At 46.5% G+C, this 25,233-nt stretch carries 23 protein-coding genes; 9 read left to right on the top strand and 14 right to left on the bottom strand.

Annotated elements, in window-relative coordinates:
• Positions 1-276 precede the first annotated feature (276 nt).
• The gene (locus J2X61_RS12550; protein WP_310188131.1) at positions 277-2,766 is read left to right on the top strand and encodes an alpha-mannosidase; all 2,490 of its coding nucleotides are present in this window, start codon (positions 277-279) and stop codon (positions 2,764-2,766) included.
• Positions 2,767-2,845: 79 nt separating this feature from the next.
• Positions 2,846-3,766: an AraC family transcriptional regulator gene (locus J2X61_RS12545; RefSeq protein ID WP_310188129.1), complete on the top strand. Its 921-nt coding sequence runs from the start codon at positions 2,846-2,848 to the stop codon at positions 3,764-3,766.
• 48 nt (positions 3,767-3,814) lie between these two features.
• On the opposite strand, the gene J2X61_RS12540 is transcribed toward J2X61_RS12545, so the two are convergent.
• Together J2X61_RS12540 and J2X61_RS12535 are read right to left on the bottom strand one after the other, a co-directional pair.
• Positions 3,815-4,291 (bottom strand): DinB family protein, encoded by a 477-nt coding sequence (locus tag J2X61_RS12540; protein WP_310188125.1) that lies wholly within the window; start codon positions 4,289-4,291, stop codon positions 3,815-3,817.
• 91 nt (positions 4,292-4,382) lie between these two features.
• Entirely contained in the window at positions 4,383-5,291 is a 909-nt protein-coding gene (locus J2X61_RS12535) for a LysR family transcriptional regulator (RefSeq protein WP_310188123.1), read from the bottom strand.
• Positions 5,292-5,428: 137 nt separating this feature from the next.
• Here J2X61_RS12535 and J2X61_RS12530 point away from each other — a divergent pair, with 137 nt between their 5' ends.
• Positions 5,429-6,268, top strand: a complete 840-nt coding sequence (locus tag J2X61_RS12530; RefSeq protein WP_310188121.1) for an SDR family NAD(P)-dependent oxidoreductase — start codon at positions 5,429-5,431, stop codon at positions 6,266-6,268.
• A gap of 326 nt (positions 6,269-6,594) precedes the next feature.
• On the opposite strand, the gene J2X61_RS12525 is transcribed toward J2X61_RS12530, so the two are convergent.
• From J2X61_RS12525 to J2X61_RS12500, 6 genes are all read right to left on the bottom strand, one after another.
• The gene (locus J2X61_RS12525) at positions 6,595-7,599 is read right to left on the bottom strand and encodes an oxidoreductase (RefSeq protein ID WP_310188332.1); all 1,005 of its coding nucleotides are present in this window, start codon (positions 7,597-7,599) and stop codon (positions 6,595-6,597) included.
• Positions 7,599-7,964: a MerR family transcriptional regulator gene (locus tag J2X61_RS12520; RefSeq protein WP_310188330.1), complete on the bottom strand. Its 366-nt coding sequence runs from the start codon at positions 7,962-7,964 to the stop codon at positions 7,599-7,601. Before J2X61_RS12520 ends, J2X61_RS12525 begins: the two co-directional genes overlap by 1 nt.
• Before the next feature lie 403 nt (positions 7,965-8,367).
• Positions 8,368-9,114, bottom strand: coding sequence for a 3-oxoacyl-ACP reductase family protein (locus J2X61_RS12515; RefSeq protein ID WP_310188119.1), 747 nt, complete (start codon positions 9,112-9,114; stop codon positions 8,368-8,370).
• 75 nt (positions 9,115-9,189) lie between these two features.
• Positions 9,190-9,750 (bottom strand): TetR/AcrR family transcriptional regulator, encoded by a 561-nt coding sequence (locus J2X61_RS12510; RefSeq protein ID WP_274470393.1) that lies wholly within the window; start codon positions 9,748-9,750, stop codon positions 9,190-9,192.
• A 283-nt stretch (positions 9,751-10,033) separates the two neighbouring features.
• A complete protein-coding gene (locus J2X61_RS12505) occupies positions 10,034-10,903 on the bottom strand; it encodes an aminoglycoside phosphotransferase family protein (RefSeq protein WP_310188116.1) in 870 nt (289 codons plus the stop codon).
• Positions 10,904-11,230: 327 nt separating this feature from the next.
• Positions 11,231-11,551, bottom strand: coding sequence for a hypothetical protein (locus tag J2X61_RS12500; protein ID WP_310188114.1), 321 nt, complete (start codon positions 11,549-11,551; stop codon positions 11,231-11,233).
• A 98-nt stretch (positions 11,552-11,649) separates the two neighbouring features.
• Between J2X61_RS12500 and J2X61_RS12495 the strand changes: the two genes are divergently transcribed.
• The gene (locus tag J2X61_RS12495; RefSeq protein ID WP_274470399.1) at positions 11,650-11,856 is read left to right on the top strand and encodes a hypothetical protein; all 207 of its coding nucleotides are present in this window, start codon (positions 11,650-11,652) and stop codon (positions 11,854-11,856) included.
• 764 nt (positions 11,857-12,620) lie between these two features.
• Here J2X61_RS12495 and J2X61_RS12490 read toward each other — a convergent pair.
• Positions 12,621-13,544 (bottom strand): ketopantoate reductase family protein, encoded by a 924-nt coding sequence (locus J2X61_RS12490; protein ID WP_274470400.1) that lies wholly within the window; start codon positions 13,542-13,544, stop codon positions 12,621-12,623.
• 164 nt (positions 13,545-13,708) lie between these two features.
• Here J2X61_RS12490 and J2X61_RS12485 point away from each other — a divergent pair, with 164 nt between their 5' ends.
• Positions 13,709-14,266: a TetR/AcrR family transcriptional regulator gene (locus J2X61_RS12485; protein WP_274470401.1), complete on the top strand. Its 558-nt coding sequence runs from the start codon at positions 13,709-13,711 to the stop codon at positions 14,264-14,266.
• A gap of 129 nt (positions 14,267-14,395) precedes the next feature.
• Here the strand turns inward: J2X61_RS12485 and ltrA are convergent, their stop codons facing one another.
• The 4 genes from ltrA to J2X61_RS12465 all read right to left on the bottom strand — a co-directional run bounded on the left by ltrA (position 14,396) and on the right by J2X61_RS12465 (position 17,358).
• Positions 14,396-15,400, bottom strand: coding sequence for a group II intron reverse transcriptase/maturase (gene ltrA / locus J2X61_RS12480; protein ID WP_310188112.1), 1,005 nt, complete (start codon positions 15,398-15,400; stop codon positions 14,396-14,398).
• Entirely contained in the window at positions 15,283-15,768 is a 486-nt protein-coding gene (locus J2X61_RS12475; protein WP_310188354.1) for a hypothetical protein, read from the bottom strand. Before J2X61_RS12475 ends, ltrA begins: the two co-directional genes overlap by 118 nt.
• Before the next feature lie 551 nt (positions 15,769-16,319).
• A complete protein-coding gene (locus J2X61_RS12470) occupies positions 16,320-16,508 on the bottom strand; it encodes an SMI1/KNR4 family protein (RefSeq protein ID WP_274470405.1) in 189 nt (62 codons plus the stop codon).
• Between the two features lie 211 nt (positions 16,509-16,719).
• The gene (locus J2X61_RS12465; RefSeq protein ID WP_274470406.1) at positions 16,720-17,358 is read right to left on the bottom strand and encodes an NAD(P)H-dependent oxidoreductase; all 639 of its coding nucleotides are present in this window, start codon (positions 17,356-17,358) and stop codon (positions 16,720-16,722) included.
• 134 nt (positions 17,359-17,492) lie between these two features.
• Between J2X61_RS12465 and J2X61_RS12460 the strand changes: the two genes are divergently transcribed.
• Positions 17,493-17,852 (top strand): winged helix-turn-helix transcriptional regulator, encoded by a 360-nt coding sequence (locus J2X61_RS12460; RefSeq protein WP_274470408.1) that lies wholly within the window; start codon positions 17,493-17,495, stop codon positions 17,850-17,852.
• A 394-nt stretch (positions 17,853-18,246) separates the two neighbouring features.
• Here J2X61_RS12460 and J2X61_RS12455 read toward each other — a convergent pair whose 3' ends face one another.
• Complete coding sequence (locus J2X61_RS12455) at positions 18,247-21,816, bottom strand: polysaccharide lyase 8 family protein (RefSeq protein ID WP_310188110.1); 3,570 nt, start codon at positions 21,814-21,816, stop codon at positions 18,247-18,249.
• A gap of 354 nt (positions 21,817-22,170) precedes the next feature.
• Between J2X61_RS12455 and J2X61_RS12450 the strand changes: the two genes are divergently transcribed.
• The 3 genes from J2X61_RS12450 to J2X61_RS12440 all read left to right on the top strand — a co-directional run bounded on the left by J2X61_RS12450 (position 22,171) and on the right by J2X61_RS12440 (position 25,214).
• Positions 22,171-23,292, top strand: a complete 1,122-nt coding sequence (locus J2X61_RS12450; protein WP_310188108.1) for a glycoside hydrolase family 88 protein — start codon at positions 22,171-22,173, stop codon at positions 23,290-23,292.
• A gap of 122 nt (positions 23,293-23,414) precedes the next feature.
• On the top strand, positions 23,415-24,326 hold the full coding sequence (locus J2X61_RS12445) for an ABC transporter permease (protein ID WP_310188106.1): 912 nt from the start codon (positions 23,415-23,417) through the stop codon (positions 24,324-24,326).
• 12 nt (positions 24,327-24,338) lie between these two features.
• Positions 24,339-25,214: a carbohydrate ABC transporter permease gene (locus tag J2X61_RS12440; RefSeq protein ID WP_310188104.1), complete on the top strand. Its 876-nt coding sequence runs from the start codon at positions 24,339-24,341 to the stop codon at positions 25,212-25,214.
• Positions 25,215-25,233 lie beyond the last annotated feature (19 nt).

Raw genomic sequence — 25,233 nt, 5'->3', positions numbered from 1 at the left:
TAGAAACTTCATGACAAAGTCTATTTCTTGTCCGAAGCTTTGTTAATGGCATTGAGTGCGCTTACATTTCATATAAAAACAGAGGTTAGATAGGATTCATGTAGAAATATGATCAATTATCAACCAAATGTGTGTTAATGGAGGATCTAAACAAAATACAGTTGGCATAATTTTATAAACGAAAGTCATTATTTCACATTCTTATCAATCTCCAAATCCGTTACATTGAAAATGAAAAGACGCGATAAAACAAACTGAGGAGAGTAGGGGTAATTATTGGAAAAGAAGACACAATTACATCTTATCGGAAACGCTCATTTGGATCCTGTGTGGCTATGGCAATGGCAGGAAGGTTATGCAGAGATTAAGGCAACCTTCCGGTCTGCACTTGATAGAATCAAGGAATTCCCTGATTTCATCTTTACCTGTGCTTGCGCAGCCTATTATCAGTGGATTGAGGAAAATGCGCCTGAAATGTTTACGGAAATCCAGCAGCGTGTTGCTGAAGGCAGATGGGTCATCGTCGGAGGCTGGTGGATTCAACCCGATTGCAATCTTCCTTCTGGAGAATCGTTTGCCAGACAAGGCCTGTACAGTCAAAGATACTTCCTTGAAAAATTCGGCGTCATGGCCAATGTTGGCTATAATGTCGACTCTTTCGGCCATCATGGCATGCTGCCGCAAATTTTGAAAAAAAGCGGGCTTGACTACTATGTGTTTCAGCGCCCGAATATAAAAGAGAAAGATCTCGTGAATAGTCTTTTCTGGTGGGAAAGCGAGGATGGCACTCGCGTTATGACGTTCCGCTTGCCGACCGGCTATACAGACCAAGGGCCATTGCGAATGGAAGAACGAATCCTTAAGCATATGGATTTGTCTGAGAATGAAGGGAATCCTGTTATGTCTTTCTATGGTGTAGGAAACCATGGAGGCGGTCCGACAATTGCCGCACTTCTTAAATTGGAAGAACTGCAGAAGAAGTACGGAGAGGACAAACTCGTGTTCAGTTCCCCGAACGCATTCTTTGCTGACGTAGAGCAGCAGAATTTGGATATCCCTACTCTGAAAGAGGATCTGCAGTTGCACGCCATAGGCTGTTATTCAGCCCATTCAGAAACGAAAGCTTACAACCGCAAGGCAGAGCACCGCTTATTGACAGCAGAAAAATTCTCAGCGTTGACCCATCATATCCTTGCTCTCCCTTACCCGCAAGAAAAACTTCAACACGCCTGGCAGCTTGTAATGTTCAACCAGTTTCATGATATAATGGGCGGCTGCAGCATTAAAGAAGCTTACGAGGACTCACGCGAATCCTATGGGGAAGCACTGAATATATCAGCTGTTGCGCTTAATGCAGCGCTGCAGAAAATTTCGTGGTCGATTGATACGATGCTGCCCGAAGTAAAGTCATTAAGCAAAGAAAACGATTGGATGCTCTGGGAGCAAGCGGATTTAGGCATCCCACTAGTTGTCTTTAATCCCTTGTCATGGGAAGTAAATGCTCCGATTTATCTTACAACTGAGCTCACAAGCATAACGGATGAAACTCAGAAACCTATCGCGAGCCAAACGATCCGTGCTTCACGTACAAACGGAAAGAATGACAAGTGGGGTAGTATGTTCATTGGCCGTATCCCGGCTATGGGTTACCGCGTTTACTGGATTTCTAAAAAGAAAACCCAGGAAAAGGCGCTGCCGACTGCTGCACTTACAGTAAGCTCCACACTTTTGGAAAACGACTTTATCCGTGTTGAATTTGATCCCCATAACGGCAGCATCGTCAAGCTTTGGGACAAACGCCTTGAACTCGATATCTTCAACGGCAAAGGGGTTGTTGCCCAAATCATCGATGAATACGATTCAGATACCTGGAGCCACGAACTTCGAGCGTTTCCAAACCTCATAGGTCAGTTCACCGACGCGAGGTTTCGAATTCTAGAGCAGGGCCCGCTGCGGGCAGGAATACGTATAACCAGTCGATATAATCAGTCCGTGCTGCAGCAAGACTTCTTCCTTTATCACGACCGTGCTGATATTGAAGTAAAGGTGCAGCTTGACTGGCGGGAAAAGCATAAAATGCTTAAGTTTGCATTTCCAATCAACGCTCAACAGCCTGAGGCAACTTATGAAATTCCATATGGTTACATGGTCAGACCGGGAGATGGAGAGGAAAAGCCTGGTCAGCAGTGGGTAGATATAAGCGAAGCTAATGCCGATGGGAGCAAACCGCAATACGGATTTGCATTGCTCAATGACAGTAAATACGCCTATGATGTCAATGGACATATCCTTCGTATGACCGTCGCACGCGGAGCCATCTTTGCCGACCACTTTGGCTACCATCATGGTTCGCGGGACGATTTATGTGAATATATGGATCAAGGGATTCAACAATTCAAATACACCATGGTGCCCCATGAAGGTACATGGCAAGAGGCAAGTATCGTGAAGAAAGCCTATGAGCTCAATGTACCGCCAATCACGATCATCGAAACGTACCATCACGGTTCACTGCCGCAAAAGATGGACGGGATTCATATTTCCAACGATGGAATCATAGCTACAGTATTCAAGAAAGCGGAGGACGGCAATGGCTATGTGCTGCGCTGCTATGAGTCCTCTGGCTTCAAGACAGATACAACAATTGAAATCCCTTTCTTAAACCGCAGATGGACAGCTACCTTTGGTAAATGCGAGATCTTAACCTTTATGATCCCAGATGATGCGACTCAGCCGGTTAGGGAATTAAATTTATTAGAGATGTAGTCAATAGGGTACTATTACCTTGCCGGGATGCGGTACAATAGAAAGATAAACCAATTCCCTCAAGGAGTATCCGGTCCCTATGTCTATTCTGATTGAAAGCTATGCAGAACAGCTGCGTGCTCTGCAAAAATGCATCATGCAGCCTATTACCTTTAACGATATGTCATTTGTGCTTCTAGATGCATTACCCGCTTATCATGAACCGGATTGGACCTGTGAAGAACATCGCCATCCATGGTTTGAGTTTAATTATGTCATGAAGGGTAGCACGATAACGACATTAAACGGTGTTCCCTTCCGTATTGAAGCAGGTCAATCCTACTTAATTCCACCTGGCCAAATGCATGGTCACTACCATGAAATTAAGGAAGTGGAGGATGGCTTTTGCTTACGCTGGCATCTTCAACTGCTTGAAGCTAATTCCAATCATGCAGCCACCAGCTGCGGAAATGAGTGGATTCGATGCTTTTCACAACCTAAAGCAATTGCTTTTGGCGCAGAGCACAACATACCGCTGCTGAAACTAAATCGTGATATGAGTATGTCAACCATACAAGCTACCTTAATCCATTGGCTCAGCAATATATATGAAGCCTGGCGTCCCGAACAAACAAATAAAGTTGAATTGAAACATAATGTGAATTTCCTTCTCGTTCAACAAACAGACCTCTACCTAGAAAAATATTATGCCACAGAATTTAAAGTCCATGATGTTGCCAATGCGTTACATGTGAGCTATCGCAACCTGTCGAGGATGTATAAACGGGAAACAGGACTTACTTTAATTGAAAAGTTAAACGTTATCCGAATACGACAAACAAAAAGATTAATTAAGGAAACTAATCTATCCCTAAGAGAAATCGCCATGGCTGTTGGCTTTAAAAATGAATTCTACCTTTCCAATATGTTCCGGCGCTATGCATTAATGTCCCCAACTCAATTTAAGCTACAGATAGACCCGTCTATCACCCCACCGTTTGATTTTGAACGGCATAAATAAAGAACTTATAATCAAAAATGCGTGACCACGTAAATTCAACTGGGTCGTTTAGACTTTCCAGCTCTTATGTAGCTTTCGAATATAACAGATTTGACCAATGTGATATGCATTATGAGTTGACACATTTCCGAGTATCTCCCACCACTTGGCAGCCATTGGGAAACCATTCACATCACTTTCAACTTTTTCTTCAGTAAGTAGACCTTGCCATTTTAATAGAACCTCTAATAATCGTTCTTTTAAGTCAGTGAAATTTTGAACTTTGGGAACTATAAAACTTTTATTATTATTTCCTATGGAAGGTACAGCACTGACATGAGATTTCTCGTACCTAGTTTGCCAAGTCTCATTCCAATAAATTAAATGCTGCACAATCTCAGCGATACTATTACTATCTTCATTAGGTTTCCAAAACGCTACTTCCTCTGACAAATTTTTAACTGCGTCTGAAAATGGTAGATACCAACTAGGGTCATTAGCATTTGCTAATAACTGATCGGATAAAATATCTTTTACATGAACCATACTTTCGTCACTCCTTCTTATTGGTATGCGGTTGCCTGTTAATGTTCATGCTCAGCTATCGTGTCCCGTTAGTACACTGTGCGCCTCGACATCACTCAACCTTAGGTATAACATTACCTGGCATTTCTTTTATAATTTCTAAGAATTGATCAACTTCCTTGGATGGATGTAATGGATATATCAAACCATATGGAACCTCGAAATCTAAATCACTAGGGATCGTCACCAAGGATGGATGAATATCTGCCCAGGCCTCCAATGTTAGCATAACCGTATTACTTTCCTCGCAGCGATTAAACACATCAAGATCATAGAGACGCGGAACATCCTTAATTCGTATTTGAGGATGATTCATTTTCAGGAAATCACGTATATCATGAATGACGGCACTTTCCCCACCGTTCACTACAGCCAATCTTTCCCCATGCAAATCTTTGACAGAGAGTGTTTTTCTTGAAGCTAGCCTATGTTGCCGAGATACGGCAAAGCAAACGCGATAACTTCCCAGTTCAAGCACACGGTAGTAATCCTTCAAGTTATCTGTAAGAAATGGCCCCGCAATGATATCGAGTGATTGGCCAATCATGCGGTAAGTGGTTGGGAGTGTATGTGCGTCATCTTCGAAATGTACGATGTTTATTCCGAATTGCGGGTATAGGTCGCTAATTCCATTCCACAAATCAATCAAAACATTACAGGGGTTAAGCATAGAAGTGCCCACCCGAACTATATGCCGATTGTTCTGTGCGGACTGATGCATACGGATAAGAGATTCTTGAAAATACTGCAGCATAAATTCTGCATCTTTAATAAAAGATATTCCTGCTTTTGTGAGCCTGACACCGTGGTTGGTACGGATAAAAAGTGGGACTCCGGCTTGCTTTTCCAACAAATTCATTTGCTTCATCACAGCTGTTGAAGAAATAAAAAGCTTTTCAGCTGCCTTAGAGAAGCTTCCGGACTCCGCCACTTGAACAAAAGTCTTCAGTTGCTCAATCATTCAGGAAAGACTCTCCTTTTGTATAAACCATAAGTTAATGCCATGCTAACATATTTGAAATTCCGTATCAAGCTAATAAGCCGTAACATTAGAGAGGAACGAAACTACACACAGGATCTGTATTGGAGGAGAATACAATGGAAAAAAAAATCTGGTTCATTACAGGAGCCTCTCGCGGATTAGGGCGCATTTGGGCCGAGGCCGCACTCTCTCGCGGGGATAAGGTTGCCGCGACCGCTCGTACACCGGAAAGCATCGTCGATCTTAAGGAACGTTTTGGAGACGCTGTTCTCCCCCTAGCGCTCGATGTAACGGATTCCCGTCAGGTCGAGCTTGTCGTTCAGCAGGCTCACGCGCATTTCGGCAGGCTGGACGTCGTCCTAAACAATGCCGGTTACACGTTGGTTGGCACGACTGAGGAGGCTGACGAATCCGACGTCCGCGAACTATTTGACGCCAATTACTTTGGCACGCTTCGTGTCATCCAAGCTGCCCTACCTCTGCTTCGACTACAGGGCAGCGGGCACATTCTAGGCGTCTCAAGCGCTATGGGTATTGTTGCGGCGCCGCTCATTGGCTTCTATTGCGCTTCCAAATGGGCCGTCGAAGCACTGCACGATAGCCTCGCTCAAGAGGTTAAGGGCTTCGGCATTAAGGTCACGTTGCTCGAGCCGGGCGCCTTTGCTACCGACTTTGGAAGCCCCTTGTCCATGAAGACATCACAGGTATTGGAAGCCTACGCTGAACTTCGAAATCGGGTGTCCATTCGTTTATCGACCGAAGAACGAGGCGATCCGAAGGCGACGGCTGAAGCGATTCTTCAAATCGTAGATGCCGAGGACCCACCTCTACGGTTTGCGGTAGGCGCTGGGGTCTTGCCTTTGGTGCGCGGAACCTATGCCGATCGTTTAGCCACTTGGGAGACATGGGAAGCTATATCGAACGGAGCGCAAGGAAAACCGATAAGCCATCGTTAGAATTGGAATTAGCAGAAGGTGAAGAAACAGGGGAATTAAGCCGATACGTAGACTTCAATTCAACTCTTCTGCCCGTTACTTCAATGAAACAAGGGATAGCTGCCTATCGCGGCGATCTGTCCCTTATTTTTGCACTATCGTTCCCAGTTAGCTTAATCAACCATCCACGATTTACCACATAAATGTGATACGGTTCAGCGTACCATCTATAGAGCGAAATGAAGGACACCTTGATTAGGCGTCCTTCACAGCGGGAATAGGGGTTTAAAGCGACGAAGCATGCCTTGACAAATCTACAATCCTCCGACGCGTGATGCTCTGACAATTCAGATTTGAAATGAGGCTCCCGTCAGTTTCTCACTCAGTTGCCAGAGCCGCTCGGCTGCTTGAATGTCCATTGCCCACGGGCATACACCGGGTATGCCGGGCTCATGGATTCGGTCCTTGGGCACCGGTGGAGCAATGTCAACATTCTGACAATAAACGCCACCCTTGCCGTCCAACTGCTTACTTACGGCACACCAAACGATCGTGGCCGCTCCTTCAGGAATCGTCTTATGTTCTGACGTCATTTTAGTAAAAGTACGCTGTCCCAGTTCGTCAAGCGCCCCCATGGCCTTCATCTCGTCATCGGACAAATGGCGAGACAGATCGGTTACAATGGTGCCGGGGTGAACCGAGAAAGCCCGTACATGGTGAGCGGCCCCCTTCTTATCCAACTCTTGAGCAAAGAGTGCATTCGCTGTTTTCGATTGCCCGTATGCCTTCCATTTATCGTAGGGCTGGCTCCAAAAATTCGGATCTTCGAAGTTGATGCCACCCAATCGGTGTCCGCCTGAAGAAACAGAGACGACACGCGCGCCATTTGCACGTTCCAACGCTGGCCACAGCCTTGCCGTAAGCTGAAAGTGTCCCAAATGGTTTGTGGCGAACTGCAATTCGTACCCTCTACCATCGCGTTGCTCCGAAGTAGCCATAATACCGGCACAGTTCACCAAGATGTGCAACGGACGCCCAGATCTTACGAACGAATGGGCAAACCGATCAATGGAGGCGGGATCAGCCAGATCCAATTCCGCCAGTTCCACTCCCGGAATAGATGCTACAGCGGCTTCCGCTTTTTGCAGCGATCTCGCTGGGACGATAATACGAGCGCCAGCCTTGGCAAGCACTCGGGAAACTTCAAGTCCGAGACCGGCATAACCGCCCGTGACAATAGCCGTTTTTCCATTCAAGTCGAGATTACCGATCACTTCCTCTGCAGTGGTACGCGGTCCGTAACCGGTATTGAGCGGCCACTGAGGTGTCCTTTCCAAATTTGCTTTATCCATCATAATGCACCTTCCTTTTCTTTTCTGTCTTTAACTTCCTGAAAATGTTCAAGCTTGTACTCGATCAACTGAAGTGTTGTGTTCAGTTCGGTCAACTGCCACTCGATTGACGCACGATGTTCATCGAGCAATGCATAGCAAGAGTCTTCATCCTGTTCGTTATAGAATTGAACGTAGGCTAGGATTTTTTTAAGTGGCATGTTCGTTCGCTTGAGATAAGTAACAAATTGGATCTTCCCCACATCTTCACTTCTGTACATTCGTTGCCCGCCGGGACCGCGTTGTGGAGAAGTGATCAGTCCAATTTTCTCGTAATAGCGAAGCGTATCAACACTAAGTCTGGTCATTTCCGCGGCTTCGGCAATGGTACAGGTCTGTCCAGGTAACAGTTTGAAGACCTCCTAACAAGGATACAATGTTGCTGTTCATCCTAACTTTAATCCCTGGAGTATGCTCCAGGTCAAGCCGATTTTAAAAAAACTACAGTTGCCCAATTATCCGCCACCAATTGAATATTAATCATACCAATCGGAAAGCACAAAGGGTTGCTCGCGGGACAAGGGACAGTACCCTGATTTCGCGGAAAGGGGTTAAACGCGGCGGGAGGCTGGATAAAAATCAAGTCCAGGACACGCGGGTGTCTTAGACCTGATCTTTATTTATCTGATTTTCGCCTACTTGTGGTATGGTTCAGCTTTCCCTTATCCTATCCTTTTCAAAGCGAAAATAAAAATAAGTGTAAGCTACGCATACCCTTACCTCCAAAGGTTAAATCATAAAGCCTCCGTTAATATCAAGCGACGCACCGGTAATATAGCTTGCTTCCGGGCTGGATAAGAACATAACCAGGCTAGCGATGTCATTTGCTGTACCATAGCGGCCAAGAGCCATCATATTCTTTAACATGGATGCCATAGAGCCTTCAGCAGGATTCATATCGGTATCAACCGGACCAGGCTGAATATTATTAACTGTTACCCCTTGCGGTGCTAGATCCCTGGCAAGACCGCGAGTCATAGCGGCGACTGCGGCTTTGGACATGCTATATAAACTCATTCCGGGAAAACCGCTTACGTCAGCATTTACACTGCCTATCGTAATGATTCTGTCACCACTCTGCATTTGGGGACCGGCTGCTTGAACGGCAGCAAAAACTGCTCTAACATTAACAGCAACCGTGCGGTCGAACTCTTCCATTGTAAATTGGTCATATGGTTTAACATCAAGGATCCCTGCATTATTAACCAGTATATTTAAATGACCGAAAGTTTTAATCGCTTCGGCAACGGCTGACTTCACCGAGTCGGCATTTTCACTATTGGCTCTAATGGCCAGAGCTCTCCCACCATTTGCCTCAATGCTCTTAACCAATTCATCAGCTTTCTCAGCTGAATTGGCATACGTGAACGCTACAGCCGCGCCGTCTTTAACCAACCTTTTAACAATCTGTGCCCCAATACCGCGAGAACCGCCCGTAACAAATGCCGTTTTTCCATTTAAGAAATATGAATTCATGATATTTAGTCTCCTTTTAATGTGATTTACATGTGATCTTAGGGGAATGATCGTTCCAAATCAGAACAAAAAAAATTATCGTAAAAAATAAAGGGAGGTCTCTAAAATGGTATCCAATGTTTTTCGATCTGCAGACGCGGAGGTGATGGTTATTCCATTCGTAACGTTTACAAGGTATTGAGAAAGATCACGTAAATTGGGTTTACCTTTTATTTCGCCATTGGCAAGCCCGCGTGTAAGTAATTGAAAGAAAGCTCTTTCTCTTAAGTTGTTATTCGTACTAACTCTTGCTCGAACTTCAGGATGCTCACTCATTTCCAAGGATGCATAGATTAGTAAGCAAGTTCTAACACTATTATGTTCAAACAATTTATTGAAAAACCTCAATAGCACTTCTTTACAAGTACCAGGTTCATATAAGATGGCAGTAATGTCGCTCGTTTTCTCCCCATAGCGATCAAGTGCCACTAAATACAAGTCTTCTTTACTTCGGAATGTCTGGTATATGCTGCTCCGATTTAGAGACAATGCACTGACCAAATCCTGCATGGATGTACCCTGGTAACCTTTTTCTCGAAAAACATCAATTGCCTTATCGATTGTCTCTTCTATCTGAAATGTTTTTAGTCTGGACATTACTCATCATCCCCTGTTACGTATGCTATCTCAAATAAGACTCACTGTCAATACTTTAGGAAACGATCGTTCCAATTGAAGCGTATCAAGTCGCTATTGTAATATTCTCCGTTAAGTTGAACGAATAGAAACTTTTTCATTCATCGATTTGGAACTATTCTGCCCGTTAGCGTGGAAAAAGCAGCCGATCGTCATGGCCGGCTGCCGCGGTGTTTTATTAAGCTATAGTTCCTCGATAGTTCAATGAGCGTTAGAAGTTACTGATTCTTTTCTTAATCAAGTATTACTCTGATAGTACTAGATCGAGCCAGGATCTCGCCTCCTGATACAGAACTGGATTGTTTTCCGGCGTGTAGTAAGCCAGTACGCCCACTGCCTGAGAAACGACCCATCCGCGGGCTCTTGCCCACGTAGCGTCGTCCGTCGGAAGATATTCACGGAACGCATCACGGGCCGCCGGCGAGTGTAACTTCCAAGCGACCATGACATCGCATGCAGGATCGCCAATGCCCATTGTAGCCCAATCGATCACACCGGTGATACGTTTATTTCGCACGAGCCAGTTACGCGCGTCAAGATCACCGTGATGCCAAACCGGCGGGCCTTTCCACGTAGGCGCAGCAAGCGCCGATTCCCACACAGCAGACACCGAGGGATCGCCATCGAACCGCGCCAGCCAGTAGCGGAACTCCTCATCCAGTTGAGCTAAAGGAATGCCGCGGCCCGGCGGCCCGCCCGATGGATCGAGTTGTTGCAGCGTTCCAACGAACGCCGCAAGATCACGCGCAACCTGAATCGCATCAATCTCCTCTATCGGTACAGTCTCGCCTTCAACCCACGTATGGATCTCCCAAAACCACGGATATTCAAAATTCGGTTGTCCCTGAGCGATAGGTACGGGGATTTCAAGTGGAACCAATGGCGCCAGCTTAGGCAGCCAAATAAACTCGCGGCTATCTGGTGTCGAAGGCCCCTCCCGCCGCGAGAGCCGAACAGAAAATTCGTCGCCTAGCCTAAAGACGGCGTTCTCTGTGCCAGCAGGCTCGATTCGTCGCAGGGACAGTCCTGCCCAGTGGGGAAACTGGGCGACAAGCAGTCGGCGAACGAGAGCCTCATCAATTTCTATTTCGTCGTCGTGCATCTTCTCACCCATTAGTCGACTCCTCCTCGTCCGCATTCACGTTTGTAATTCGAGTTCTGCATCATGTGATCGTGTTGTTCCCCCTAACACCTCTTTAGTTCGTAGCCCTCGTATAACGAGTCCTCACAGCCGCTTGTTCCTGAATCACTGCGCTGTTATCAATAAACAGAACTTGACCAGCCCCTTGCTTATTACATTATCTTCACAGTTAGTTCAACGAGGCATGTGACATATATTCACGTTTGATTCTAACCCTTATATTTCGTAAGGCTTTAAGTTCTGGGACACTATTTTCTCAAGATTATTCTATTTCAATGGATTTTGTTCAAAAAACATTGCTCATTGTTCCTTATGTGCTGTATTGCCAACTAACTTTTTACCAGAAGAAAAAGTGATTTCATAAACATAATAATTTTGATTCTGCGGATCAAATCGGTATTCCCTGAGATCTTCTTCGTTAATTGGACTTGTATCAAGTATGCATTTTGTTTGCAACAATTTCTTCTTGAAGTTACTGAGAGCTAACTTTCTTCTTAATAACGAAATTATACCTGCTTCTTTCCAAAGCTCTAATCCATTTCCTAATTCTATATGCCTAAAAGCCTTTTCTTTCCATTCAGTTATAATCGTTACCGCCGAAGTTGCTAAACATTGAATCAACACAAATGATGGGAAATGATAATAAATGAGTAACTTGTTGTGAATATTAAATATGTGCTGTTTTCCAGTTCAAATAAATATTTAAAAAGGAGTCACAAATGGCTACCCAACAATCAAATCAAGCAAATAATCAAGCTAGTAATGCAGTATCACAGTCTCAATCAGCTAGTAATCAATCTGCCACCTCAGCTAGTAATGCAGTATCACAATCTCAACCAGCTAGTAATCAAGCAGCCACCTCAGCTAAAGCTACACAAGCTCAGACTACTGGTTCCACAAATATTTCTGAGCAAGAGCATGAATAAAGGAATTTGTTGAATTCCATGAAAAGTAGTCTATTCGCTATAATATAAAATTTGCTACTTATCATCAAGCCCCCAATAATAAGGGGCTTGTTTCTTATCTTAAGTGGGTAGGCACTCAATTTATTTCAGCATCACTTAAAATTTTCGCTTGAATATTGGAGTATATAAAAACCACCCCATCGCGTATTCCAAATTAAAAAACCTAATATATTGCTCAAAGATAAAACTGTTTTGGTGATAGCACGACAAAAGATGACGGGTACACTTGAACTAACGTTCTTTCGTTAATTCAACAACGTTTATTTACTTCTTAAATACATGAAGACGTTTATCCAGAAGATGCATCCGAGTAAAATATGAATGCCGCTTTCTTCAATATGTATCCCGTTACCACTTAGTAATATTCCTGAAAAGAAGCCAAGCACAATAGATATAAATACTTCAAGCAACCTACTATTCATAATCTTTCTCCTTTCTATCCTTCTGCAATCGGTTCAAATTTAGCATAAGAAACACTTCAAAAAAACCATATGTGATTTGCTCTACTATATTGCCCTTTAGTTTAATGAAGAGAACTGCTGCCGGCCGCGGCGAACTGCTCCCTTAACTTTCCACTAACGTTCCCGATAGTTAAATCGTGTTTTTTAGGGGCTGACTTCGAATCGGTATACTTTTCTTTTCTTTGAGCATCACGAATTTTTTCTAATTAACATCTTGTATCTATTCGATTCCTCCTCCAATAGCGGGGGAGCAAATCGCAGCAACTACGATTGGATAATCCGCTCCGCCTCCAAAGCATCCCAGTTCGGCATAGGCACATCCGACCTGGTCCTCAACTCGGCGAATGTGTAATTCAACGCATTAAGCTCCACATCCGTCCCATCAATCAACCGACTAACCGGGAGCAAGAAGAAAAGCATTAGGGCCCAGCGAACTAAGCGTGGATACCTGATAATCCAAGATGCTTGACCCACCGGGGTCAGCGGGTAACCCAATGAATCCAGTACGTGAAAGCCCTCCCTCATAGCCGCCACCAACTGACGCAATCTCTTGCCGTCACGAACAACCTGTTTCATTTGGAAGCCATGGAACAGAATGACCATGTTCATGGGCACGACTAACACCATGTGATTTTTAAGCCAGGCATCGATCTGATCATGATAGTTGAGCTTGTACTTGGTTCGCTTGAATGCCTGCTCCAGCAGGGAGCGGAACGGAATGGGGCCGTTCAATCCCCCGATGACCATCTGCCCGTGGCCGCCACGGATGCAAATGACTTGCCCATCGGCACGAGTACCAGCGGTAGTCTGGAATCCAAATGCGACCTGCTTGGGTGACCGTCCAACCTTCAAATAGTCCTGCATAGCATAGGTATCCATATTGTTGCCAACCAGTATAATATTGCGGCTATCGTTGTTCGCAAGGATCGACAGCACAGCCCCAAAGTCCGAATATTTCATCATGACGAAGATCAAGTCATACAAGTCACCCGGCTCAAGGGTACGAATCACACGAACCGGATCGAAGGTTGTCTTGCGCTGAAAGTAATGCCGGATGACCACTCCTTTCTTTTCCAGTTCCTCCGCTCGCTTTCCTCTTGCCAACACGGTCACATCATGACCGCCCCGTACTAGGACGTGCGCTAAATAGCTTCCCTGCACACCTGCTCCGTACACAAGTATGTTCAATATAGTCCCCTCCCCATGCAATTAACAGATGTTGAATATATAACACCTGTGTACTACAATCAAGGTATCATTGGAACTAAAGCAAGCGCAATGGCTAATCGTAACTGCTTTTGTTGAGAAATGAACAACGAAAGCTGGATATGTTCAAGAATGAGGGGAAAAACATGGATCGACGCATCGAGCGATCAAGACAAATGATTATGCAAGCGTTCATCGGGTTGTTGGAGGAGCAGGATTTTGAGAAGATCACCATTCAAGGGATTGCGGATCGGGCCAATGTCAACCGCGGAACAGTCTATTTGCATTTCACAGACAAATATGACCTGCTAGAACAGAGCGTGGAGACTTATCTGATGATGCTTGTTGACAGCTGTTTACAGGAGGAAGGAGTAGCCACTGAACTATCCCGGGAGCAGCTAATTCGTGCGTTCACGTATCTGAAGGAACATGCATCGATCTACCGCGTGTTGATGACCAACAAAGGCATTCCAACTTTCAGACATCGTATGACACAGTTCATTAAGGGAAATATTACCGTGGTGGTGAACTACATGAATCTTGAAACAGGTATCCATCGAGATGTGATGGCGCAATTCTTATCCATTTCCGTTACGGGGTTGATTGAGTGGTGGATCGTCGAATCCATGCCGTATACGCCAGAAGAGATGGTCGAACAGATGACTAAGATACTGGAAGCACGGCTGCAGCTATGGTCAACTTAATTACTAATCCAAGTATAACATCGTCGTTGCAACTAACCTGCTCGTTAGCGTGGAAAAGGCAGCCGATCATTATGGCCGGCTGCCGCGGTGTCTTGTAGAGTAGGGGACTGGTTTCCCAGTCCTCCCTCATCAAACCGTACGAGCGGTTTTCCCGCATACGGCTTTCCGATGTTCTTCACCTTGGGCAGTATAGCTGCCCCAAGCGCTTACTTGTTTCAAGCCCATACGGCCAAATACCTCGGCGACCCTCCTCGGATGCAGTTGGTTTCGCTTGTGCTTTTTGTTCCAGTACAGTGTCAGTCTACGAATAATATGCCAGTCCACTTTTAATAGAAATTTGTTCGACATGCCAGGATCTACACTACCATAATAGTTCTTCCATCCTTCTATAATGGGATTGAGCTTGTCTACCATTTGCTTTGGCGACCAGTAAAGTCGCGCACGTGGCGCTGTTACTTCCTTTACTTTGTCACGCATCTTCTTCATCGCCTTTTTGGATGGAATACTTCGCAGGTCATAGAATTTCCCTGACTTAAATAATTTCGGCATGCGGCGTTGATGGAATCTGAGAAAGTCGAATCCCTCTTTATCCAGCCACAGGTTAACAAGCTTGGACTTATCTGTGTTCATTGTCAATTCCAGCTTCCTGAAAACTGCCTTAAGCACCTGAATGGCTTCCATAGCGTGGGGTTTATTTTTACATAAGATAACTAGATCATCCGCATATCGCACCAATGTACCAATATGGGAAAATTGCTTTTCCCATAGCGTATCGAGATAGTTCAGGTAGATGTTCGCGAGCAGCGGTGAAATGACTCCACCCTGAGGGCTTCCGATCTCCGTGTTATGAACCTGTCCATCTTCCATGACACCGGCTTTCAACCACTGTCGAATAAGTTTCAACACTCTTCGGTCACTCACCCGTTGTTCCACGAGTTTGAGCAATTTGTCATGTGGGATATTGTTAAAGTAACCGGCGATGTCTACATCAACCACCCAGTACACTCTCCCATAGTTCACTGTCTTGTGTATTCGCTCGATCGCCTGTTTCGCGCTTCGCTTCGGTCGGAACCCAAACGAGCAATCCTTGAAATCCGTCTCGAATATTGCCTCAAGGACGATTTTCGTTGCCATTTGTACCAGTCTATCTTGAATGATGGTATTCCGAGCGGACGTGTTTTACCATCGCCCTTCGGTATATCCTTCCTCCGAACCGGCTTAGGACGGTAGAGGTTTTCCACTAGCTGGCGTTGTACTTCCATCACGAATCGCTCTTCTCCATACTCCTGTACAATGTGCTGAATAGTCACACCGTCGATACCGGCGCTTCCTCGATTTGCTTTGACCCTTTTCCATGCTTCCCACATGACATCTGTCCGGTACACTTTGTCGTACAGAGCATGAAATCTGCGCTTGTTACTTGCCTTAGCCGCAAGGTAGAGGGTCCTTTGGAGTTCTTGAACTTTGACTTTGGTGTAGTTAGCAGATTTCACTGCATTCACTCGCTCTTACCTCCATTGTTACCCATAAACAAAGTAAGGGTGCTTTCCTTCCGCAGGTTATGTTGTCCTGCGTTCATAGGTACTACCACCCTCTCCGACTCCCTTCTCGCCGCTTACCACTTCACCCTCCGGGCTTATAGGTTCGCGCTTTACGACGCTGTCGTGCGAGGTAGGGTCTCCCTAGTTCCAGACACAACTGTTACTACATGCTGTTCCCCATACACCGGAGGATTCTTCCGCGCTGCTTTTCCAAGTTCTTCACGCGTTCCGTGGTCTTCACCGTAGAATACGGGGTTCGGCTCCCTCTTGTCCCTTTCGGGTTCGATATGTCGATGCGGCAGGATTCACTTTATGTTACAGCCTGCAGTTTTGCTTCACCCCAGTTGGGGGTTTTCACAGGGCTTCATCCTTAGGATCTCCCCACCAGATGCCTGCTAGCTACGAGGTGGCTTGGTCCCTACCTCGGTTGGACTTTCACCAACTAGTTGTGCCTAGCTTTGCTAGGCGCACTATTCAGCTATCGTTCCCCGTTAGCACAAAAAATAAATCTTTTAATCTTCATATTCCCAATTACATAAACCCGTTAGAAATGAGTTGAAGTTATTAGCCAGCTCAATAGTGAATCCACCATCACTCTCAATATATTTTACTGGAGGTTCATCGTTGCAATTGCGGTAATCTAAAGCAATCCACAAGTGACCATCGCCTGATATGATGATAAGTTCTTCGGTAGTCCCCATTCACTTTCCTGACTCCAAACTCCCGTTAGGTGAACGAAAGGCTGCCGTGCATTGCCGGCAGCCTCAGACTTTTTATTTTTAGGAAATATACGCAACCTGGTTTCCTGTAGATAATGGGGGCTCCCCGAAAGTAACCGGAATCAGTTTCGAAGCATTACTTCACTTTTGGTGATTTGCTCTTATGGATTCCGGTTTGAGAACGATCCCCCTATTAGAAACGTTTGGCAACTTCCTTAGCATGTGCAATTGCTTTTTCTTTAATAGCTGGAGCTTGCTCTTGTGATTTTAATGCCGTTCCTTCTACAAAAATTGCCTCAATAGATTGAATCCCATAGAACTGTAACACCTTATTCAGATAGTTGTATCCCATTTCAAGTGGAGCAAAAGGACCTTCCGAATAAACAGAACCACTAGCTTGAATGTGTAAGGCTTTCTTACCGTTCAACAGACCTTCAGGGCCGTTTTCAGTATATCTAAAAGTCTTACCCGGAATTGAAGTCGCATCAGTGTATGCTTTCAAAACCGGTGGGATCATGAAATTCCACATCGGGGAAACATATACATACTTATCTGCAGCCACGAATTGATCAACAACCGCCTCAAGACGAGCCACTTTTGACTTCTCAGCATCAGTCAGTTGATCGAAAGATGAACCCGACCGAAGCTTTTCCCAACCTCTTAAAACATCAGCATCAAATTGTGGAATATTCTCTTTGTAGAGATCCAAATGAACAACTTCATCTTTCGGATTTGCCTCGCGGTACGCTTCGATAAACTCTTTGCCTACAGCGAGGCTATACGATGATTGGGGATCGAGAGGGTGTGCGGTGATGTACAATACGCTTGCCATAAATCAAAACTTCCCTTCTGTAATTAGAATAATTATGCTTTCAAGGATAATCATATTATATATACTTACTTATTTTAAGTACGCACATTAATGTGCTATAGTATTAAAAAAGGTACTGTATTGGAGGCCTACGTATGCAAAAAAATCCTGTCCAATGTCAATTCGTTGTGGCGCTGGATTCGATCGTCGGCAAATGGAAGCCGATTATCCTTTATCATTTGCTTCAAGGTAAACCTTTGCGGTTCAATGAGCTAAGAAGATTGCTGCCCGATATCACTCAAAGGATGCTTACGCTCCATCTGCGCGAATTGGAAGAAGAAGAAATCGTTAAACGAGTCATTTATCCGCAAATACCGCCTAAAGTAGAATACTCCATCACGGAATACGGCATGAGCCTGTCTCCGATTTTGGAAACCTTACATCAATGGGGAGTGGCCCATGTAGAGCGAAAGCATATCAAAAAGGAGAAAAATGAACAAACTGAAACGGACTAGCGTGTTACGCTAGTCCGTTTCATTCTGCTCCGAGTCACAGCACCACGGCCTGCCAGAACATAAAGAAGATCAATAAATTCGAAGTATGCTGCCCGTTAGCGTAACGCGGTCACCGTTTCACGCCGACGTTTTTAGTGAAGTTGATTTCAGTTTCTGGTTGATCTAACTGGCGGGGGGAGCTAATTACATGTGTCCTTAGGCGAAGAGCGGCACTTAAATTGAACTTGCAACGGTAAACAATAACAAATGGAGGTTTTCCCGTCTCTTCGCATGTCACCTTCATACTAAACCTTAACATACCGATTTCGATCGGCCTCATCAATCTACATTTCTTTGCTGGATGAACATGCAAAAAAGCTCCTCTTCATTGAGAAGGGGAGCCTATCTGCCAGCCTTATGGATTATAGCTCACTTTGGCATCATCTACGCTCATCGAGCTGGCGTTGCCGCCGATTGATGTGCTCAGTTTGTCGACCTTGGTCAACCCGGAGTAACGATAGTTCCACTGGGAGCCTCGCAGCTCGCCGTTTACATAAACATCAAACTTTTTCATTGCTGTGTCGATCACCACTTTAAGACGGTATGGTTCTCCGTTCGTGATCGAAGTCAACACGTTCGTTTGGGTACTACCGTTATAGCCCCAGATTCTGCCGTTCTGCATAATGAGATGGGCTGCACTGCTGTTCGAAGCGACGCTGCTATCTGCGACGATCAAGGCGTTCTTCCAATTGTTGTCATCGGCGGTTACGGTCGTTTCTGCGATGACAGTGCTGCCTTCCGGTGCTGTAAATACTTGATACGCCTCGGCTTTGCCGGAGGGGGACGTTGTTGTCAATTTGACAGCCTTGTTCGCAGCCGATCCGCTCACCATCTGTACAACCCCGGTATTCCCCGCAACACCGCCGTTATCGAACACCCAACTGCCTTGCCCATTTAGATTGCCGAGCGTGAGGCCATCAAAGTTCTCGTCGATGAGGGAGGTTAGCGTAAGCGGCTTATACGAAACTTTCACATCGTCCACACTCATCGAGCTGGCGTTGCCGGCGATAGAGGCCGAGAACTTGTCGAGCGTGTTCGCTCCCGCGTATCGGTAGTCCCAGTTCGTGGCGAGCAGCGCATCGTTAACGTATACATCATATTTTTTTGTAGATGTATTGATTACTACTTTTAGACGATAAGGCTGACCATTGGTTATTCCCGTCATAACATCGGTTTTGACAGAACCGTTATAACCCCAAATTTTGCCGCTTTGCATAACCAATTGAGCCGCATTGTTATTGGCAGTTAAGCTGCTGTCCGCTATGATTAAGGCATTTTTCCAATTGCTGTCGTCAGCCGTTACGGTAGCCTCTGCAGTAATGTAGCCGCCTTGAGGCGCATGAAAGAGACGATACGCTTCAGCACTTCCGCTTGTTGAGACTGTCGTTATTTTTAACGATTTTTCCGTGTTATTGCTGTTCTCCGGCTGCACAACAACGGTATTCTGCGCCACGCCGCCGTTATTATAGATCCAGCCATTTTGCCCGGTCAACGCCCCCGGCATCATACTGTCAAAATCTTCGTTCACCGTGTAGCCGGTAACCTGGCCGGCAATAGGCGTTGCAAAAAACGCCTTAATACTTTTCCCGCCGGCGCCGTTCACATTAACGGTGAGGGTAGTCGTGCCGTTGCTTGTGCTGACTGTAATCCGGGAGTCCTTGTAAGCCACCGGTCCGAGATTTTGCGTAAGTGTAACTTGAATGGTGCCTGTATTGGCCAATGTTGGGTCGGATACGGAAACTTCAGTTCCGTTCTCGCTCGTACGTACCATGACGGACGCCTTTTTGTTGCTTGTAATACCGCTCACGGTTTTTACCGCATCATTCCAGAAGTTAATACCCAGCACGCCCAATGAGTTTTCCTTCACAGCCTGTGCATCGCCTGAATTCTCAACGACTGTGATGTCCGGGTTAGCCGCATACGTATCCACTTCTCCACTCGTTTTGTTCGGCAGCAGTACATACGCATACCCTGAGTTCGTCGGATTCGTCCCATGATCGAACCATAGATTCATGTAGTTACGTGTAAAATTCGTCGTATACTCGGGACCAAGATTGTATTGGTTGATGCTCGACCATTGGTCTGTTCGCGCTTCACGCAATCCCTTAATCGTTGTTGTTGCAGGGAAATAGTAGCCGACATCCGAACCGGTTACACTTCCGGCCAAATGGATGCGATTTATGCCAGTCATCGTCTCGCTCCATCCGAGTGCTGTGGATTTAGCTGCACCGTTGACCGTGAGCGCATTGTTTCCGCTACTGTTCAGCTTGCGGTTATCAACAATAGTTTCGACAACCTTATTATCCGTAGACGTAATACCGGCGCCAAGATTTACAATTTCATCATCAAACATAAACCAGGATTTCTTCGCTGTGAGATTGTAGCCATTGGCCGTGTATTGCATGCCTGTTGCTCCGTACAAGCCTGCAACCTCTGTGCCCCCGACCCAACTATTCGGATTTTTGACATTAGCAGCAGCTGTCGTATTCTGATTAACGGTCGTACCCGGCATGCGATAGCTGTTGACCGTCGGCCAGAAGGAATCTTTATATTGCTCCAAATCCGAATTATACAGATAGGTCATCCCGTCCCCGGTATGCCAACCTCTTAAATTGACACCATTGATAAGCTCATAATTCCCGATTTTATTGGAAGACATGCTGACGCCAAATGCAAATCCCGGTCTATGGTGTACAACTCTAGCCATATTCGGGTATTGTTTGTTCATAATCAGAGGCGCTCTTGGTATTACGGATGCATCACCCTCGATTTGCTTAGCTTGTACGATGTCGCTCATCATAACCAAATCCGCATACTTCGTAGGCGAAGTGGCCTCCAGCAGCCACTTTTTGACCATCGATTTATAGGCTGCCCGATCGTTGGCATTCGGTGCGGACAGTGCCATCCGAACCACGGCAGGCCCAATCGCTTTTATAGAAGTTAATCCTTTATCATCGTCTCTAAATCCAGCAATACCTCTTCCTCTGACATTATCAAACATGGAGTTATTATAATATAGCGGTTCAAAAGCCGTATAAATCCATTGATATATGTTACTCACATCCGGATCTACGATATCCCAAGAGGACCCAGCTACGACATACATCAACTTTGTCAAATTATCGAGCAAAGCGGTGCCATATCCCCCGTTATAGGGAATGAGAGCGGTGTGTTGAAGAAAGGAACCGTCGCTGTAGACCCCTTCTCCGGAAGTCACATAATCAAAGACCGAGCTAAGCTGATCTCTGCCCTCTATTATTTTGGCGCTGTTCTTGACGATAATCCCGCTCGTGATTTTAATGTAGCAAGCCCATACACGATTGGCCCCGGTTAATCCGGCCCCCCATGCAAGCGCTTGATGGTCGATGACAGCATGCCAATTGCTAATCTGCGCTGCTGTTAAACTGTCGTATAACCAAATCGTGATGTTATTAATCACAAGCGGTGAGGTGACCTGCCAGTCAAACCAATTGTCATAACCTCTTTTTGGAATGCTGGTATTATATCTGTTGGTATACATCCAATCCATGGCACTAATGATATCCGCCCGCAAAGTGGCGTTGTTTTGAAGCGTCGAACCTCTCGTTACATAAGCAAGCGTCATCGCTTCTAAGCGTTGATAGCTTTGGGAAACATGCTCCGATTCCGTTGTCGTTGCCAAATCACTCCATAGGTACGTCCTTCCGGTACTCTTATTCATCGTATCCCAGTTCGTTTGAGCAAGATTCGTAATATTGGCGATTTTAACGCTGATGTCCGGATCCGCTATATCGTAGGTCGTGCCTCCGGTCGTAAAATCATAAATTTTCGCACGCAATGTGTCGTACTCATCCGCCGCATAGACAGGTTGGCTTGGCAATGCCGCTACATGGACTACCATAGCCAGAACCAATATAAGCGCTTTCAATAAACGAAATTTACTCATTAACATAAAAGGCTCCTTTCTTAAAGCTCGATTTGTTGGCCTAACTTTCCGTCGCTTGAAGCTGACTTCTGATGTCTGGCACTAAGTTGGGAATGTTTGATGAATCTTTGTCACTTCCTTTCTCCATAAATTAAGCTCATCTTACTCGGCTGCCAGGCGCTAGAACAATATACATGATTTCGATCAGTTAACAGCCCCCGCGCTGTGCGGATATTCGGATTGCGTATATGCAGCAAAAACATGTATATTGAGCCATTCCCCTTCACAGCTGTAAGCTAGACTTGTTTCCGCAGCAACTGCCGCCTCCACAGAGACCGGCGCTGCCGAACGCACCAAGAGAAGGAGTGAGATCATATGCATACGACACCGGAATGGACGGAACAAGCATGGACGGCGGGGGTTCATAAAATAAAAAAAGCCAGCCTCCGCATCGGCGCCAGATTTCCGCACGGCTCACACGCCGGCGAATACCAATTCGTGCCGCCAGTGTACTGGACTGCCGGCTTTTGGACAGGGCTTTTGTGGCTCGTCTACCGCGAGCATCGCGATGAAGAGCTCCGCACAATCGCAGAGGACTGTGAAGCCCAATTAGATGCGCTGCTGCAGGACTACTCCATGCTGAGCCATGACATTGGCTTTATGTGGACTCTGAGCTCGCTTGCGCAATGGCAGGTCACGGGAAGCGGCGACTCTCACCGCAGAGGAATGCTTGCGGCTAGCCATCTTGCCGGCCGTTTTAACAGACAAGGCAATTTCATCCGCGCTTGGAATCAGCCGGAGCGGACCGGCTGGGCGATCATCGACTGCCTAATGAACGTGCCTCTATTATACTGGGCGTCGGAACAGACGAACGATCCCCGCTTCCGTCATATCGCAATCGCCCATACGCAGACGGCAGCGAAGCAATTCCTGCGCGTCGACGGCTCGGTTCACCACGTCGTCTGCTTCGATCCTCAGACCGGCGAGCGGATCGGCGCACTTGGCGGACAAGGCTACGCCGAGGGGTCCGCATGGGCACGCGGCTCCGCATGGGGCATCTATGGCTGGACGTTAGGCTACCGGCATTCAAGAAGCCGGGAATTCCTCGATGCCGCCGAAAGCGCCGCCGCCTTTTTCCTGGCGAATCTCCCGGAGGACCGCGTCCCTTACTGGGATTTCCGGCTGCCGTCCAATGACGGAGCGCCGCGGGATTCCAGCGCAGCCGCCATTACGGCGTCCGGACTTCTGGACTTGGCCGACATCGTTGGCGGCGACAAAGGCGGCTACTACCGTGAGCAAGCGCTGTCCATCCTTTCATCCCTCTACAATCTTTACCAGGCGGATGATTCCGAAGAAGCGATTCTTCTTCACGGTACCGGCAATCTGCCCATGAATCAGAACGTAGACCGACCGCTCATCTACGGCGACTACTACTACATGGAGGCGCTGGCGAAGCTCAAGGGCAGCCCCGGCTTCTGGGGGCCATGTAGCCGATAAACTGCGTCGTTATGCGGGTTACGCTGCATGTTAACCGAACAAAATCATGTATATTGAGCACGTAAGCATGCCTGATATACGATAGCTTCAACGGAGAGGAAGTGGCAGCAGCAATGAATTCGATGGGCCAAAGAAAATATACGAAACGGGTGCTCAAGCAAAATATTCCGCTCTACATCATGTTCTTGCCGATCATCCTATATTTCCTGATCTTCAAGTACTACCCTATGACAGGTCTGATCATTGCTTTCAAAAAGTACACGTTCATCAAAGGCATCTGGGGCAGTCCGTGGGCAGGACTAAGCATGTTCGAACTCATCTTCTCTACGAAACAGATGACGAACATCATCTGGAACACTCTGCGTCTCAGCGGACTCAGCATTCTCATCGGCTTTCCGATGCCCATTATTTTGGCCCTGCTGCTGAATGAAGTCCGGAGAATGTGGTTCAAACGCGTTGTGCAAACATTCGTGTACTTGCCGCATTTCCTCAACTGGGTCATTGTCGGCGGGATCGTCGTTACGGTCTTTTCGCAGAGTACAGGCGCCATCAACCACGTACTCGACAGCTTGTTCGGTTTCACCTACCCGTTCCTCTATAAGGACGCGTCATGGGTGACGATTTTCCTGTCCGCCGGCGTGTGGAAAGAAGTAGGCTGGGCAGCGATTATCTACTTGGCCGCCCTCACTTCTATCGATCAAAGCTTGTACGAAGCTGCCAGCATGGACGGCGCAAACAAATGGCAGCAGCTGATCCGGATCACCGTTCCGGGAATCATTCCTACAGCGATTATCATGCTGATTCTCAAAATCGGCCATCTGATGGAAGTCGGCTTCGACCAAGTCTACGTGCTGCAAAATGATACCGTTGCGGAAATTTCCGAAGTCATCTCTACCTTTATGTACAAAACGGGTATTCAGCAAGCGCAGTTCAGTCTCGCTACCGCCATGGGCCTGTTCGAATCGCTTGTCGGCCTTGCGCTAGTCATCTTTGCCAACCGGATCGCCAGACGTTTCGGTCAAGGCTTATGGTAAGGAGGAATCATCATGAAGCACACCGCCGGGGAAAAAATATTCTATGGAATCAACTATGTGTTACTAACGCTTATCGGCCTCAGCTGTCTGCTTCCGATTATTCATATCGCAGCCGTTTCCCTCAGTGATAAACATGCTATCGCTTCGGGCTCTGTCGCCTTCTGGCCTGTGAATCTGGAATGGAGCGGCTATGAAGCGCTTTTGATAGAGACTCCGGTCGTGGAAGCTCTACGCAATAGTTTCGTGATTACAGTCGTTGGGACGGCACTCAACATGTTCGCCAGCATTTTAGCGGCTTATCCTCTGTCCAAGCGTTATTTCATCGGCCGCAGAGTCTATTCGTTCGGCATTATTTTTACGATGCTTTTTGGTGCAGGACTGATTCCGAACTATCTGCTCCTCAAGAGCCTTGGACTCATCAACTCCTACTGGGCGCTTTGGCTGCCTGGCCTCGTCAGCGTCTGGAACATGATGGTGCTGAGAAGCTTTTTTGAGAGCATGCCGGAAGAGCTCGAAGAGGCTTCGCGTATCGACGGTTGTTCAGAATGGATGCTCCTTACACGGATCGTCCTGCCGCTTTCGACTCCTGTTCTGGCAGCGCTCTCTTTATTCTACGCAGTCGGCCACTGGAACTCGTTTATGAGCGTACTCATATACATCAACGATTCCGGCAAGCATAACCTGGCCGTGCTCATCCAGCAAATGATTCAAAACTCAAGCCTTATGCAGGAAATGTCCAACGTACAGCAAGATCTTGCCATGCAGCTAACACCGGAAGGCGTTAAAGCCGCCGGCATTATCGTCATGACGATTCCCATGCTGATCGTTTACCCGTTCCTCCAGCGTTATTTTGTGAAAGGCGTTATGATCGGCGCTGTGAAAGGCTAATAACCTCCAGATTTCACCA

It is taken from the genome of Bacillus sp. 3255, assembly GCF_031456485.1.
Taxonomy (GTDB): domain Bacteria; phylum Bacillota; class Bacilli; order Paenibacillales; family NBRC-103111; genus Paenibacillus_E.
The sequence above is the reverse complement of the archived record's forward strand: the minus strand, read 5'-3'. Positions and strand labels throughout refer to the sequence as shown.

Bases quoted from the DNA above. Each gene is read 5' to 3' on its own strand.
- J2X61_RS12545 (WP_310188129.1), top strand. From the start codon at position 2,846: ATGTCTATTCTGATTGAAAGCTATGCAGAACAGCTGCGTGCTCTGCAA.
- J2X61_RS12540 (WP_310188125.1), bottom strand. From the start codon at position 4,291: ATGGTTCATGTAAAAGATATTTTATCCGATCAGTTATTAGCAAATGCT.
- J2X61_RS12535 (WP_310188123.1), bottom strand. From the start codon at position 5,291: ATGATTGAGCAACTGAAGACTTTTGTTCAAGTGGCGGAGTCCGGAAGC.
- J2X61_RS12530 (WP_310188121.1), top strand. From the start codon at position 5,429: ATGGAAAAAAAAATCTGGTTCATTACAGGAGCCTCTCGCGGATTAGGG.
- J2X61_RS12525 (WP_310188332.1), bottom strand. From the start codon at position 7,599: ATGGATAAAGCAAATTTGGAAAGGACACCTCAGTGGCCGCTCAATACC.
- J2X61_RS12515 (WP_310188119.1), bottom strand. From the start codon at position 9,114: ATGAATTCATATTTCTTAAATGGAAAAACGGCATTTGTTACGGGCGGT.
- J2X61_RS12510 (WP_274470393.1), bottom strand. From the start codon at position 9,750: ATGTCCAGACTAAAAACATTTCAGATAGAAGAGACAATCGATAAGGCA.
- J2X61_RS12505 (WP_310188116.1), bottom strand. From the start codon at position 10,903: ATGGGTGAGAAGATGCACGACGACGAAATAGAAATTGATGAGGCTCTC.
- J2X61_RS12495 (WP_274470399.1), top strand. From the start codon at position 11,650: ATGGCTACCCAACAATCAAATCAAGCAAATAATCAAGCTAGTAATGCA.
- J2X61_RS12485 (WP_274470401.1), top strand. From the start codon at position 13,709: ATGGATCGACGCATCGAGCGATCAAGACAAATGATTATGCAAGCGTTC.
- ltrA (WP_310188112.1), bottom strand. From the start codon at position 15,400: ATGGCAACGAAAATCGTCCTTGAGGCAATATTCGAGACGGATTTCAAG.
- J2X61_RS12470 (WP_274470405.1), bottom strand. From the start codon at position 16,508: ATGGGGACTACCGAAGAACTTATCATCATATCAGGCGATGGTCACTTG.
- J2X61_RS12465 (WP_274470406.1), bottom strand. From the start codon at position 17,358: ATGGCAAGCGTATTGTACATCACCGCACACCCTCTCGATCCCCAATCA.
- J2X61_RS12460 (WP_274470408.1), top strand. From the start codon at position 17,493: ATGCAAAAAAATCCTGTCCAATGTCAATTCGTTGTGGCGCTGGATTCG.
- J2X61_RS12455 (WP_310188110.1), bottom strand. From the start codon at position 21,816: ATGAGTAAATTTCGTTTATTGAAAGCGCTTATATTGGTTCTGGCTATG.
- J2X61_RS12450 (WP_310188108.1), top strand. From the start codon at position 22,171: ATGCATACGACACCGGAATGGACGGAACAAGCATGGACGGCGGGGGTT.
- J2X61_RS12445 (WP_310188106.1), top strand. From the start codon at position 23,415: ATGGGCCAAAGAAAATATACGAAACGGGTGCTCAAGCAAAATATTCCG.
- J2X61_RS12440 (WP_310188104.1), top strand. From the start codon at position 24,339: ATGAAGCACACCGCCGGGGAAAAAATATTCTATGGAATCAACTATGTG.